Annotated in this window: 10 protein-coding genes; 6 read left to right on the top strand and 4 right to left on the bottom strand. The window is 62.2% G+C overall.

Annotation, left to right across the window (positions count from 1 at the left end):
* Positions 1-76: 76 nt before the first annotated feature.
* A complete protein-coding gene (locus tag AC0N03_RS11185; protein ID WP_474288839.1) occupies positions 77-3,586 on the bottom strand; it encodes an AsmA family protein in 3,510 nt (1,169 codons plus the stop codon).
* Positions 3,587-3,660: 74 nt separating this feature from the next.
* Positions 3,661-5,067, bottom strand: a complete 1,407-nt coding sequence (locus AC0N03_RS11180) for an FAD-binding oxidoreductase (RefSeq protein WP_474288838.1) — start codon at positions 5,065-5,067, stop codon at positions 3,661-3,663.
* A 191-nt stretch (positions 5,068-5,258) separates the two neighbouring features.
* Between AC0N03_RS11180 and AC0N03_RS11175 the strand changes: the two genes are divergently transcribed.
* Positions 5,259-7,643 carry an ATP-dependent helicase gene (locus AC0N03_RS11175; protein WP_474288837.1) on the top strand — a complete coding sequence of 795 codons (2,385 nt, stop codon included), beginning with the start codon at positions 5,259-5,261 and terminating at the stop codon, positions 7,641-7,643.
* A gap of 151 nt (positions 7,644-7,794) precedes the next feature.
* On the opposite strand, the gene AC0N03_RS11170 is transcribed toward AC0N03_RS11175, so the two are convergent.
* Positions 7,795-8,016 carry a hypothetical protein gene (locus AC0N03_RS11170; protein WP_474288836.1) on the bottom strand — a complete coding sequence of 74 codons (222 nt, stop codon included), beginning with the start codon at positions 8,014-8,016 and terminating at the stop codon, positions 7,795-7,797.
* Between the two features lie 243 nt (positions 8,017-8,259).
* Positions 8,260-9,375: an alanine dehydrogenase gene (gene ald / locus AC0N03_RS11165; protein ID WP_474288835.1), complete on the bottom strand. Its 1,116-nt coding sequence runs from the start codon at positions 9,373-9,375 to the stop codon at positions 8,260-8,262.
* Between the two features lie 126 nt (positions 9,376-9,501).
* Between ald and AC0N03_RS11160 the strand changes: the two genes are divergently transcribed.
* From AC0N03_RS11160 to AC0N03_RS11140, 5 genes are all read left to right on the top strand, one after another.
* Complete coding sequence (locus tag AC0N03_RS11160; RefSeq protein WP_474288834.1) at positions 9,502-9,969, top strand: Lrp/AsnC family transcriptional regulator; 468 nt, start codon at positions 9,502-9,504, stop codon at positions 9,967-9,969.
* Between the two features lie 109 nt (positions 9,970-10,078).
* Positions 10,079-10,318 carry an exodeoxyribonuclease VII small subunit gene (locus AC0N03_RS11155; RefSeq protein WP_474288960.1) on the top strand — a complete coding sequence of 80 codons (240 nt, stop codon included), beginning with the start codon at positions 10,079-10,081 and terminating at the stop codon, positions 10,316-10,318.
* A gap of 107 nt (positions 10,319-10,425) precedes the next feature.
* Positions 10,426-12,336, top strand: coding sequence for a 1-deoxy-D-xylulose-5-phosphate synthase (gene dxs, locus AC0N03_RS11150; RefSeq protein ID WP_474288833.1), 1,911 nt, complete (start codon positions 10,426-10,428; stop codon positions 12,334-12,336).
* A complete protein-coding gene (locus AC0N03_RS11145; protein ID WP_474288832.1) occupies positions 12,333-13,061 on the top strand; it encodes a TlyA family RNA methyltransferase in 729 nt (242 codons plus the stop codon). Before dxs ends, AC0N03_RS11145 begins: the two co-directional genes overlap by 4 nt.
* Before the next feature lie 9 nt (positions 13,062-13,070).
* The gene (locus AC0N03_RS11140) at positions 13,071-14,312 is read left to right on the top strand and encodes a class I SAM-dependent RNA methyltransferase (RefSeq protein WP_474288831.1); all 1,242 of its coding nucleotides are present in this window, start codon (positions 13,071-13,073) and stop codon (positions 14,310-14,312) included.
* Positions 14,313-14,355 lie beyond the last annotated feature (43 nt).

The following is a 14,355-nucleotide window of genomic DNA, read 5'->3' as shown; positions in this document are numbered from 1 at the left end:
GCATCCTTCGACAGGCTCAGGATGAAGGCGGGATGACAGGCCCGGGATGGCAGCGGGTGATCTTCCCTGATTTCGACTAATTGGCTGGCGGTGTTGCGGCATCCGGCGCGGGCGCGATATTTTGCGGAGAAATGCTCAGCGGCGGCGCAAGAGCGGGTGCCGCCGGATATTGCGGCAAGTTTGCGCCGGGAGCGGGGCCGATCACCTTGGGTGGGCCCAGCAGGAGCTCTTCGGCCTGTTTGCGTGCGGCTTCGTCTTCGGCTTTCTGCCGTGCGTCCGCCGCCCGCGAGGCTTTCAGCCGCCGCACGAAAAAGGCTCTTTCGCGGATATCGGCGTCCATGGCCTCAATTTTTGCCTGACTGCGCGCAATGGCGCGCGCCGCCAGCGCATTGGCCAGCGCCGAGGCGTCGAGAGTGCGCTGCGGGTGGCTGAAGTCGCCATGCCAGCTGAATTCGATGGCGGGGGGTGTTTCCTTCCAGCCTTTTGGCGGCTCCGGCAAGGCGAGGCTGGTGGCAAAATCAAACGTGCCCTGTTCGAGGTCAAAGGCGGCTGTCCAAGGCAGGGCCGCGCCTGTGCCGTCCAACTGGCCGGGACCGGCGCGCAACTGGCCGCTGGCGATGCTGACAGGAACGGGCTCGGCGCCGATGCCTGCGCGGCCGCGCTCGAATTCCGCCTCCAGCGCAGCATTGAGGCTGGCGACGTCGGTGTGCAGCTGATCCTGCTCGGCGGCGCCGATCACCCGCGCCAGCGCGGGCACATTGATCATGCCGATATCGCCGTCCTGAAGCCGCAATGTACCTGTGCCGGCCAGACTGCCGATAAGAGCGTCCCAGCTCTGGCCGGTTCCGGCCAGATTGAGGCTTCCGCTCGCCTTGGCCCGCAGCAGGCCGTTATTCAGGTCGATTTTGTCGAATTGCGTTTCGGCAGTGAGGGAGCCGGTCGCAGCCGAGCGGCGCAGTAGCAGCTTGCCGGACAGAGCGCCGCCCATGATGTGCAGGCTTACAGGCGCAAGCGCCACCTGCCCCGGAGAGACGGCGAAGCCCAGTTTCGCCTCGGAGGCGCTGAACGCGCCGATACCCAGCTTGCCTATGGCCAGATCAAGCTGCGTGGCGGGAAGATCGCCCATGGCGGTCTCAAAGGCGCTGTCCGGCCAGATCCTGCCCGGCTTGACGGGGGAGGATGGCCCGAACAACGGTGCGAGCAAAGTTGCGGCGTTGATGGTGTCGAGCTTCAGAGCGCCGGTGAGTCTTGGGTCTGCGCTCCAGTCCAGCGTCAAGCCGCCATCGATATGGGTGCCTGCGCACAGGCCGCTCAGTTCCGCCGCTTCCAGCCGCGTGGCTGAGAGGCGGGCTTTGCCGGCCAGTTCCACCGGCAGGCTGGTCTGGATATCGGGCAGAAGAATGGCCATGGCCTGCAGCATCGGGGCGGCATCCGGGCTTTTAAGCGACCATTGACCGGCGAATGTCTGGTGGTCGTTCAGCTTTCCGGTGGCGGCGAGGGTGCTACCCGCGAGATTTGCGCCCAGTTCGATATCCGGAGCGGCGGCATCGAGATGATCGGCGGTCAGGCTGACCTGCGCGCCGCCGTCAAGGTTGACAGGCAGACTCGGCAGGCCGATCTGGGCGAAGAATTCCGCCAGCCGGGGGGATGTCAGGCGCAGTTCGGCGCGCTGGCTGGCCGGCATGGCGAGGTGTATTCCGGTTGCGGCCAGAGACCCGTCAAGCGCGAGCTGATGCCAGATCCAGCCATCGGCGCCCGCCGGATGGGTAAATTCGCCGGTCATATCCAGCCGCAGCGGCGCCAGCACCGGCGCGCGCGCGGCCAGCATTGTCGTGAGTTTCGAGGGGAAGAGCTTTCTGAGCAGGGCTGCGAGATCGCGCGTCTGATCGGCATTGACATGCGCGGAGAATTTCACGCCCTCCGGCGCGATGGTGCCGCTGCCCGTGAGATTTGCGCCGCCGATATTGTCGAGGTTGAGCGTGCGGATGTTCAGCCCGCTGCCGCTGCGCGTCATATCGACCCGGATATGTCCGGCTTCGACAGCGCCCCCGCCAAACTGCGCGAGCCTGATGGCGCGCGCATCCAGCCTGAGGTTGAAATCGCCGGTATCCTGCGGGCCGGCGAGCGCGCCAAAATCGGGAACCGAGTCGAGATCGAGCGCATCGGATGTCAGGTCGGCGGAGAAGGCGCTCGATTGTCCCGTACTGGCGGGCCGGAAGGACACGGCGCCCTGCACCTGAGAACGGTCGAGCGTCAGCGTCAGGCCGGAGCTGGAAATCTCCTTGCCCAAGTGAAATGGCCCCTTGGCGGCGAAGGCATGCAGCCAGCCGTTCGCAGGCTTCGTTTCGCCCGCGAGCCAGCTCCGGAAACGCGGCATATTGCCGATCCTGAGATCGATATTGCCGTTGAACTCGGATGAAGCATCGAGCACACCGCTCAGCGCAAGGCTTGAGGCGGCGGGACCCGCGCCCGAAATCTCGACCTTGCTGGCCTCCGGGCCTGACGAAAGCCTTGCCTCAATATTGGACAGGCTGTCCTGCCCGAGGATGACGCTGTCCAGCGTCACGCCGATCGTGCCGGGAATCTGCCGGGCCTGCTCAAGCAGGCTCCGCAAGACCGCATCGCTGCCACCGGCCAGACTTAACGGGCTTTGTGGCTGGCTGGCCATCATCGCATCCAGATCAAGCGTGCCGCCGGCAAGACTGGCTTCCAGCTGTGGTCTGGGCTGTGTCGTTATTTTGGCGCTGGCCGTCAGCTTGACCGAATGCGTTTCGCTGCCCAGCCGCAGTTCGAGACGCTCGCCCTGCGCCTGAGTCATGGTGAGGTGAACCGGGCCGGAAAGGGCATAGGGCAGGTTCAGCCCGGCAAGAGCCAGCGTGCCGCTGCGGTTGATCAGGCCATCGAATTCGAGGGTTTTAAGTGCGAGGCTGCCATCGAAGGTCATGCCGCTGGACTCTCCCTTGGGCACAAGATCAAGCCGCAGATGAAGCTGGTCATGCTCGATGCTGGCCGTGTTGAGATGAAAGGCCGTGCGGCTGCTTCCCGTCAGGAATGTACCATCGGCGGTGAACGGCCCCTGCAGCGATACCGCGCTGGCGGTCGCCGAAACGCCGTGCAGGCGCAGGAAGGTGTGGTCGGCATCGACAAGGCTGAACGAGCCGTTGCTGATGGCGATGTGGTCAAAATGAACATCCTGCGGGTTGAAACCTGCCGCGTGGCTGGCAAAGGCGGCTGCCGGATTTACGGGAAGGACAAAATCAGGTTCGTCCAGTCTGGCGTCGGTGAAGGTGAAATCGCCGCGCAGCAGCGCCACGGGCGCCAGTTCCAGCCGGATTGAGCGGGCATGGAAGCTGATGTCCCTGTCGGAGACGGCGTGCGTGGACACGTTGTTCGCGACGAGATAGGGGGTCGGCAGCAATCTGACGTCGATCGCCCCGGCTATATGCACCGGCATGCCGAGGCTTTTCGACAATTGCGCCTCGATGGGCTGGCGCGCGTGCGACCAATCATAAAAATATGGCCCGATCAGCGCGGCTGTCAGCGCCAGCACGAGGGCGGCGGCGATGATGGTCAGGCTCTCACGCAAAAGACATCGTCCTGCTTGATCGAGGCTGAAAACTGAAGACGATCATGCGCTGTCTGACGGAGAGTTGCAATTGCTCAGGCCCCGAGGATCTTGCCGGGATTCATGATGTTCTGTGGATCGAAACAACTCTTGATGCGCCGCATGAGCGCCAGCGCACCCTCGCCATGCTCGGCGGCGAGAAATTTCATCTTGCCCTGTCCGACGCCATGTTCGCCGGTGCAGGTGCCATCCATGGCCTGAGCCCGGGCCACCAGACGCGCGAGAAATTCGTCCACCCGCGCAACTTCCTGCGCGTTGTCCATGTCCACCAGCACACCAAGATGAAAATTGCCGTCGCCGACATGGCCGACAATCGGCGCAATCAGGCCGCTTGCTGCAATGTCGGTCTGGGTCTCCTCCACGCAATCGGCAAGGCGGGAGATGGGCACGCAGACGTCGGTGGACAGAACCTTGGCGCCGGGGCGCAACAGTTGCGTGGCCCAATAGACATCATGCCGCGCCTGCCAGAGACGGCTGCGGTCTTCCGGCTTTGTGGCCCATTCAAACGGACCGCCGCCAAATTCGGCGGCAATCTCGCCAAAGCGCGCCGTATCCTCTGCGACGCTGGCCTTTGTGCCGTGAAACTCCACGCAGAGCAACGGCGTCTGCGGCAGGTCGAGTTTCGAATATCGGTTGCAGGCACTCACCTGCAGCGCATCGAGCAATTCAATGCGGGCGATGGCCAGCCCGCTCTGTATTGTGGCGATCGTGGCTTCGCAGGCGGCACGCACGCTGGGAAAGGGGCAGATGCCCGCCGCGATGGATTCGGGGATGGGATGCAGCTTCAGTGTCAGTTCGGTGATCAGGCCGAGCGTGCCTTCCGAACCGACAAAAAGCCGCGTCAGATCATAACCAGCGGAGGATTTTTTTGCCCGCGAACCGGTTTTGATGATCTCGCCGGAGGGCAGCACCACTTTGAGCGCGAGCACATTGTCCTTCATCGTGCCGTAACGCACGGCATTGGTGCCCGACGCACGCGTGGCGGCCATGCCGCCGAGGCTTGCATCCGCGCCGGGGTCGATAGGAAAGAACAGCCCGACATCGCGCAGATATTCATTGAGCTTCTTGCGGGTGACGCCGGGTTGGATGGTGCAGGTGAGATCTTCGGCATGAACGGCCAGAATTTCGCTCATGCGCGACATGTCGATGGATATGCCGCCGCGCGGCGCGTTGACATGGCCTTCCAGCGAGGTGCCGGTGCCGAACGGGATAACCGGCACCGCATGTCTGGCGCAGATGGCGATAATGGCCGCGGCTTCGGCGCTCGTCTCCGGAAAAGCCACTGCATCGGGCGGCTGCGGCGCTGTCCAGCTCAACGTATGGGCGTGCTGGTCACGCACGGCTGGCGCGGTCGAGAGACGCGCTCCGAGAAGGGCGGAAAGCTCATCCGTCGCGGCCCGGATATCGGGAGCGGGCGCGCCAGGATCGGATAATGCGGGCATGTTGGACTCTGAACTGGTTATTATTGGCGCGAATGTAGGCGCTGAGGGGGCGGGATGCAATGTTTCTCGTGCCGTATGCGTGGCCTCAGGCGGGCGTTGCAGCCTGTCATTTCCGGCGGCTATGCGCGGCGGCCGCCATTTCTCGACATTTGGCATGTGAAGCCCCACATTAGGGTCTGATGATTCGTTAAATGGATTTTATTGTGGCCGGACCTTTGTCGAATTCCGATCTTTCCTACACGCCCGCCGCGGGCGGTATCGCCGCACGGGCCAAGGCCATGGCCACGGGAAGCGCGCGTTATCTCGAGGGCCTGAACGCGGAGCAGCGCGAGGCGGTCGAAACGATCGACGGGCCCTTGCTTATTCTCGCGGGGGCAGGCACCGGCAAAACGCGGGTGCTCACCACCCGCATCGCGCATATTCTGGCTTTGGGCAAGGCGCGGGCGCATGAAATTCTGGCTGTAACCTTCACCAACAAGGCCGCGCGCGAGATGAAGGAGCGTATTGTGCATCTTGTCGGCCCTTCGGCCGAGGGCATGCCCTGGCTTGGCACATTCCATGCCATCGGCACCAAGATCCTGCGCCGCCATGCTGAACTGGTGGGCCTGCGCTCGGATTTCACGATTCTGGATACGGACGACCAGATCCGGCTGCTCAAGCAGGTGTTGCAGGCCGAGAACATCGACGACAAGCGCTGGCCGGCGCGCCAGCTCGCCTATCTCATCGACGGCTGGAAAAACCGCGGCCTGACGCCTGATAAGGTGCAGGCCGGCGAGGCCGGCGCCTTTGCCAACGGCAAGGGGGCTTATCTCTACAAGCTCTATCAGGAGCGCCTCAAGATTCTCAATGCCGCGGATTTTGGCGACCTGCTGGTGGAAGGGCTGCGTCTGCTGCGCGAGAACCCGGATGTGCTGAAGCTCTATCAGGAGCGGTTCAGGTATATGCTGGTGGACGAGTATCAGGACACCAATGTCGTGCAATATCTCTGGCTGCGCCTGCTGGCGCAGGGGCGGCAGAATATTTGCTGCGTCGGCGACGACGACCAGTCGATCTATGGCTGGCGCGGGGCGGAGGTGGACAATATCCTGCGCTTCGAATCCGAGTTCAAGGGCGCCAAGGTCATCAAGCTGGAGCGTAACTACCGCTCCACCGGACATATATTGGGCGCGGCGGCGCATCTCATTGCCCGCAACGAGGGACGACTTGGCAAGACGCTGTTCACCGACGACGAGAATGGCGAGAAGCCCACCGTCACCGGTGTCTGGGACTCGGAAGAGGAGGCCCGTGTCATCGGCGAGGAAATCGAGCAATTGCAGCGCAAGCAGCATTCGCTTGATGAAATGGCGGTGCTGGTGCGCGCCTCATTCCAGATGCGTGAATTTGAAGAGCGTTTCATCACGCTCGGCCTGCCCTACAAGGTCATCGGCGGGCCGCGCTTTTACGAGCGCGCCGAAATCCGCGATGCGCTCGCCTATCTGCGCTGTGTGGCCCAGCCTGCCGACGATCTTGCCTTCGAACGCATCGTCAACGTACCCAAGCGCGGCCTCGGCGATGCCACCTTGCAGGTGCTGCATGAATATGCCCGCGGTGCGCGCATTCCCCTGATGCAGGCGACGCGCATACTTATCGAGACCGAAGAACTGAAGCCGCGCCCGCGCGCCACGCTGCGCGACCTGATGAGCGCTTTTACCCGCTGGTCCGACATGCTGGAAAACACGCCGCACCACCAGCTGGCCGAGACCATATTGGAGGAATCGGGCTACACCGACATGTGGCAGAAGGACAAGGCGCCCGATGCCCCCTCGCGGCTGGAAAACCTGAAGGAACTTGTCCGCTCGATGGAGGAGTTTCCTGATATGGGGGCTTTCCTCGAACATATTTCGCTGGTGATGGACGCTGAGCAGAACGATGCCGGGCCGCGTGTCTCGATCATGACGCTCCATGCCGCCAAGGGGCTGGAATTTGAAACCGTGTTCCTGCCGGGCTGGGAAGAGGGGCTGTTTCCGCATCAGCGCTCGCTCGACGAATCTGGCCGGGCCGGGCTCGAGGAAGAACGCCGGCTGGCCTATGTCGGCCTGACGCGTGCCAAGCGCCGCGCCAAGCTCTATTTTGCCACCAACCGGCGCATTCACGGCCTGTGGCAGACCACTATTCCCTCGCGTTTTCTCGACGAACTGCCGCAGGCCCATGTTGAAGTGGTGGAAGCGCCGGGCGGACAGAATTTCGGCGGATACGGCCAATCGCGCTTCGACCGCAATCCCGGTTTTTCTTCCGGCTATGCAACGCCGGGCTGGCAGCGCGGGCAGGCGCGTGAGGCCGAGCGCAAGACCGGCATGGCGTCAGGACGCGGTTCGGATGTCGGCAGCCTGCGGCGCGGCGGACCGCCCCTGCTGGAGGGCAAGGTTGTGGCCAGTTCCGCCGCGCCTTCGGCTTCCGGCTTCAGTGTGCGTGACAGGGTGTTTCACCTGAAATTCGGCCCCGGTTCGGTGGCCGCCATCGATGGCAACAAGCTCACGGTGGATTTTGACAAGGCCGGGCGCAAGATGGTGCTCGACAGCTTTGTCAAACGGGGGTGAGGCTGTTTTGTGCAGAGCCTCTCAGGTTTCATGAACCTGCTCTGATTTTTGCCTGCCTCTCTTCATCCTTCGGCAGGCTCATCCTTCGACAGGCTCAGGATGAGGGGCGTGTGCGGGCAAATGAGACCGCGCAATGCTGCCGGCGCGACGATCAGAACAGGCCCCAGATCGTGCCGGTTTTCAGGCCGAATTCGTCGAGAATGTCGGCGGGTACCTGACTCACCATTTCTATACGCTCCTGCGCGCTGCTGATCTTGCGCTGCAGCGCCCGTTCGGCAGCATCTCGCTCCGCGATGGCGATAATATAGTTGCGCTTGGTATTTTCGCCCGCGAGACTGGGCGACGATATGATCGCGTTCCATCCGCCTGACATTGTAGGGCCTCATTTAATATATTGAGGCTGAATGATAGTCCTCTTGCCCGTAAAATTCAATGAAACGACACGAAAGTCAGGCTAATTTCACCTATATGACGCCATATTTCATATGTTTAAATTAAAAATCACTTTATTGAATCCGATCCTGATAAATATATTTCAGGTCATTCGGATCAAAATATTGAAAAGCCCGCCGGTTGGCGGGCTTTGTCTTGAATATTATTTGGATTATCGGGCTTTTTATAGCCCAAGCACGCTCTCCGCGCTGGTGTAGCCAAGGCCGTGCGCTTCCGCGACGGCGGCATAGGTGACCTTGCCTTCATGCACATTGAGGCCGTTGCGCAGATGTTTGTCATCGCTGAGGGCCTTTTTCCAGCCCTTGTCGGCAAGGGCGAGCGCGAAGGGCAGGGTGGCATTGTTGAGCGCGAAGGTCGAGGTGCGCGCCACGGCGCCCGGCATATTGGCCACGCAATAATGCACAACGCCATCAACCACATAGGTTGGTTCGGCATGGGTTGTGGCATAGGAAGTTTCGGTGCAGCCGCCCTGATCGATGGCAACATCCACGATAACCGAGCCGGGCTTCATGGTTTTCAGCATGACCCGCGTCACCAGCTTGGGCGCTGCTGCGCCCGGAATAAGCACAGTGCCGATCAGCAGGTCCGCGCGTCTGACGAGTTCCTCAATGGCCGAGCGGGTTGAGAAAATGGTGCGCACGCCAGTGCCGAACTGGGCCGAGAGACGGCGCAGCACGTCGGCGGAACGGTCAACCACGGTCACATTCGCACCCATGCCGAGCGCGATGGTTGCGGCATGCGTGCCGGAGACGCCGCCGCCAAGGATGACAACTTCCGCCGCGGGAACACCCGGCACGCCGCCGAGCAGAATGCCGCGTCCGCCAGCGGCCTTTTCCAGCGCATGCGCGCCCACCTGCGGGGCAAGGCGCCCGGCTACTTCCGACATCGGGGTCAGCAGCGGCAGGCCGCCCGTCGGCGAGGTCACGGTTTCATAGGCGATACATGTCGCGCCCGAGGCGATGAGGTCATGGGTCTGTTCCGCATCGGGGGCAAGGTGCAGATAGGTGAACAGCACCTGTCCCTTTTTGAGCCGCTTGCGCTCGACAGCCAGCGGTTCCTTCACCTTGACCACCATCTCCTGCGCATAGACGGTTTCTGCATCGGCGACGATTTTCGCGCCGGCCGCGACATATTCGGCATCCGAGAGGCCGGAGCCTTCGCCCGCGCCAGTTTCAACAACGACCTCATGGCCATGATGCACCAGTTCGGACACCGAGGACGGCGTCAGGCCGACGCGAAATTCGTTGTTCTTGATTTCCTTTGGTACGCCGATTTTCATGATTTTCCCCCATCGTGTTGATGAGCAAGAATGTTGCAGTTCTGATGAAATATCTCGCCAAAAACATGGAGGTTTCATCACATTTTTGGCATTTTATTTTAATAATTTTTGAATTATAAAAATATTATGCAAAAATTTGAACCAGACACAATCGATCGTGCGATTTTGCGGGAACTGATGCGCGACGGACGCCTCACCAATGCGGAACTCGCCGAGCGCGTTCACCTCTCCGCTTCGGCCTGTCTGCGCCGCGTCAAGCTGATGGAGGAGGCCGGACTGATCTCAGGTTACGTCATGCTGCTTGATCCGATGCTGGCGGGCCTGCGCGGCGTTGCCTTCGTGCTGGTGACGCTGGATCAGCAGGGCCGGGCTGCGCTGGATGCTTTTGAAAGCGCGGCTGCCCGCTTTCCCGAAATTCTGGAGGTTTACCTGCTGGCCGGCTCCGCCGATTATATGGTGCGGGTGATTTACCGGGATTCGGCGGATTTCGAGCGCATTCACACCGAAATTCTCACGCAATTGCCCGGCGTTTCGCGCTTGCAGAGCACGCTTGCTCTGCGCACCGTGAAAAAGACCACGGCCTTGCCGATCTGAACCGGCGCGGAAATGCTTCACAGCGCCGCGTTAACGTATTAGACAGGGCGGGAGAGTTTATTTGGAGACCTGCACTGTGAGCGAGCGCACGCCATCAGCCGAAAAATCGCTGAATTCTTTGTCTTTCGAGGATGCCTTGCGCGAATTGGAGACGATTGTCGAAAGGCTGGAAAAGGGGCAGGTGTCCCTTGATGAATCCATCGCCATTTACGAGCGCGGCGAACAGCTCAAGAAACATTGCGAAGCCTTGCTCAAGAATGCCGAAATGCGGATCGAGAAGATTACGCTTGGCGCAGATGGCAAGCCCAAGGGCGTCGCTCCGCTTGATCCCGATGCATCGGCTTTCTGAAGCCAGGCTGGTTTGCGCCCGATGCGTACCGGGCCCGCCCCTGATTTGAAGAGACGACGACCAGATGCCGCCTTTTGGGTGCGCCATTGCAGATTAAGACAGATCCCGTGAGCCAGACACCTCTTCTCGATACTTTGCCCACACCTGACCTTATGCGCCGTCTGCCGGAAAGCGCGCTGCGCCAGGTCGCCGATGAATTGCGCGCGGAGATGATCAGCGCGGTTTCCGTAACCGGCGGTCATCTTGGCGCGGGTCTGGGTGTGGTCGAACTGACCGTTGCGCTGCATTATGTGTTCGATACGCCGCGCGACCGGTTGATCTGGGATGTCGGCCATCAGGCCTATCCGCACAAGATTCTCACGGGACGGCGCGACCGCATCCGCACCTTGCGGCAGGCGGGCGGGCTGTCGGGCTTCACGCGGCGTGCGGAAAGCGAATATGATCCCTTCGGCGCGGCGCATTCCTCCACCTCCATTTCGGCAGGGCTGGGGATGGCGGTGGCGCGCGATCTCTCCAAAGGCCGCAATAATGTCGTGGCCGTGATCGGCGACGGCGCCATGTCCGCGGGCATGGCCTATGAGGCCATGAACAATGCCGGCGCGATGAATTCGCGGCTCATTGTCATTCTCAACGACAACGACATGTCGATTGCGCCGCCCACGGGGGCCATGTCCGCTTATCTGGCCCGTCTGGCCTCCGGCCGCATGTATGGTTCGCTGCGGGCATTCGGCAAGCAACTTGCGAAGAAGCTGCCCAAATTCCTTTATGACAAGGCCCGTCAGGCCGAGGAATTCACCCGTGGTTTTCTGACCGGCGGGACATTATTCGAAGAGCTCGGTTTTTATTATGTCGGGCCTATCGACGGGCATAATCTCGATCATCTGCTGCCGGTGCTGAAAAATGTGCGCGATGCGCCGACCGGGCCAATTCTGGTGCATGTGGTCACGCAGAAAGGCAAGGGCTATGCCCCGGCCGAAGCTTCAGCCGACAAGTATCATGGCGTTGCGGCATTTGACGTGATCACCGGCGCGCAGGCCAAGCCGAAGGCCAATGCGCCCGCCTACACGCGCGTCTTTGCCGAAAGTCTGGTCAAGGCGGCCGATAAGGACGACAAGATCGTGGCCGTGACGGCCGCCATGCCGGGCGGCACCGGGCTTGACCTGTTCGGCAGGGCCTTTCCCGATCGCACTTTCGATGTCGGCATCGCCGAGCAGCATGCGGTGACCTTCGCCGCCGGTCTGGCGAGCGAAGGCTTCAAGCCGTTCTGCGCGATTTATTCCACTTTCCTGCAGCGCGCCTATGATCAGGTGATGCATGATGTGGCCTTGCAGAACCTGCCCGTGCGCTTTGCCATAGACCGGGCGGGACAAGTGGGCGCAGACGGGGCGACGCATGCCGGCTCCTTCGATATCGCCTATCTTGCCTGTCTGCCGAACATGGTGATGATGGCCCCAAGCGACGAGGCCGAACTCGTGCACATGGTGGCGACCGCCGCCGCCTATGATGATGGGCCGATTGCCTTCCGCTATCCGCGCGGCGAGGGTATAGGCACTGAAATGCCGGCGCAGGGCGAGGTTCTCGAAATCGGCAAGGGACGTATCGTGCGGCAGGGTAGCCGCGTCGCCATTCTTTCGCTCGGCACGCGTCTGGCAGACAGCCTCAGAGCCGCCGAGGAACTGGACGCGCGGGGTCTTCCCACGACAGTCGCCGATGCACGATTTGCCAAGCCGCTCGACCGGGAACTGGTGCTGCGGCTCGCCCGCACGCATGACGTGTTCGTGACCATCGAAGAGGGGTCTGTCGGTGGATTTGGCAGTCATGTGCAGCAGCTTCTGAGCGACGAGGGCCTGTTCGACAAGGGGCTCAGGTTCCGTTCTATGGTCTTTCCGGATGTCTATATCGATCACGACAAGCCGGAACGGCAACTGGCAAAAGCCGGTCTCGATGCCAGGGGCATCGTCACCAAGGTGCTCGGTGCCCTCGGCACGGCTGAGGAGGCCAAGGGCCTGACGGCATGAGCGGCCAGCGCGCCGATCTTGCGCTTGTGGCGCGCGGATTGTTTGAAAGCCGGGCCAAGGCCAGAGAGGCGATCGAGGCCGGGCTTGTGACGGTGAACGGCGCGGCGCTAACCAAGCCCTCGGCCCTGATCGGCGAGGGGGCAAAGGTGGAGGCCAGCGCGCCTTATCGATGGGTATCGCGCGGCGGGGTGAAGCTGGCCGGTGCGCTGGAGCATTTCGGCATAGATCCGCAGGGCAGATATTGTCTGGACGTGGGGGCATCAACGGGCGGCTTTTTGCATGTGCTGCTGGACCGTGACGCGGCGCATGTTCTGGCCGTCGAGGTTGGCCATGGGCAATTGCATGTCTCGCTCAAGGACCATCCGCGCCTGACCTATATCGAGCATCAGGATGCGCGGGCGCTGACGCCCGAGCAGGTGGGCCGCCCGCCTGATCTGATTGTCTGCGATGCGAGTTTCATCTCGCTCAAGGTTCTGCTGCCGCCCGTGCTGCGGCTGGCGGCGCATCCGGCGACGCTGATCGCGCTGATCAAGCCGCAGTTCGAGGCAGGCAAGGCCGGGAATAAAAAGGGCATTGTGCGCGATCCGCGCGTGCATCAGGCCGTCTGCAACGATATGGTGCAGTTTCTGCAAGCCGAAGGCTGGCATGCCCGCGAGTTCATTCCTTCGCCGATCGCGGGCGGCGAAGGCAATATTGAATTTCTCATTTGCGCGGACAGGGCTTAAATCTTACCCATGAAAATCACAATTGAAAAACTCGGACAAAAGGGCGAGGGCATCGCGCCCGGCCCGGTCTATATACCTTATGCCCTGCCCGGAGACGTGATCGAGGCCGAGGTCAGGGGTCCGCGCGGCACGCTGGTCAAAGTGCTGCAGCCCGGCAAGAACCGGGTTGAGTCGGTCTGTGCGCATTACGGCGTCTGCGGCGGCTGCGCCGTTCAGGCCTATGCCCCCGGGGCCTATGCGGCATGGAAACAGGGGCTCGTGGCCGAAGCGCTCAAATTCCACAAGATCGAGACGGATCTGCTCCCGATGCAGGATGTGCACGGTGCTGGCCGCCGCCGCGTAACCTTCCATGCCCGCGCCGAGAACGGCAGGGCGCGGGTGGGCTTCATGCAGGCGCGCTCGCATGAGCTGGTCGAGATCGCGGCCTGTCCGCTGCTGGCGCCGGAACTGGAAAACGCGCTTGCTGCGGCGCGCGCGCTGGCGCAGGCGCTGGCCCATCGCGGCAAGCCGATGGATATTGTCATCAGCGCCACGGACGGCGGCCTTGACGTCGACCTGCGCGGGCTGGGGCCACTCGGCGCGCCCGACGTGCAGAAGCTCACCCGCCTCACGCAGCAGCTTGATCTTGCCCGGCTTTCGAACCACGGCACGGTGGTGCTGGAGCAGCGTCCGCCCGTGCTGCGCATGGGCGTTGCGCAGGTGATTCCGCCCGCAGGAGCTTTTTTGCAGGCGACGCTGGCTGCAGAGGAGGCGCTGGCCCGCGCCGTGCTGGAGGCGGTGAACGGCGCGAGGCAGGTCGCCGATCTTTTTTGCGGTATCGGCACGTTTGCGCTGCGTCTGGCGCAGCAGGGCCGTGTACTCGCCGCCGAAACCGATGCCGAGGCCCTGCAGGCGCTGGCGCTGGCGGCGCGCAATCCCGCCCTGCAGCCGATAGAGACCATCCGCCGCGATTTGTTCACCCGGCCGCTGCAGGCCGAGGACCTCAAAAATTGCGAGGCCGTGGTGTTCGATCCTCCCCGCGCCGGGGCGCAGGCGCAGGCCCGCGAGATTGCCCGTTCGGTGGTGCCGCTGGTTGTGGGCATTTCCTGCAATGTGCAGAGCTTTGCCGAGGATGCCCGCATTCTTGTCGATGGCGGCTTTGAGCTGAGCCATGTTGCGCCGTTTGATCAGTTTCGCTATTCGCCGCATGTTGAGCTTGTCGGCGTGTTTCGCCGCGCGCCGCAAAAGAAGAAACGCCGATTGCTGGGGTAGCAGTTCTGTCTGGCGGGAACGATGTGAGTGCACCTTCCCCTTT

The sequence above is a fragment of the Methylocystis sp. sgz306128 genome (assembly GCF_056032725.1).
This window is presented reverse-complemented; position numbering and strand designations above follow the sequence as displayed.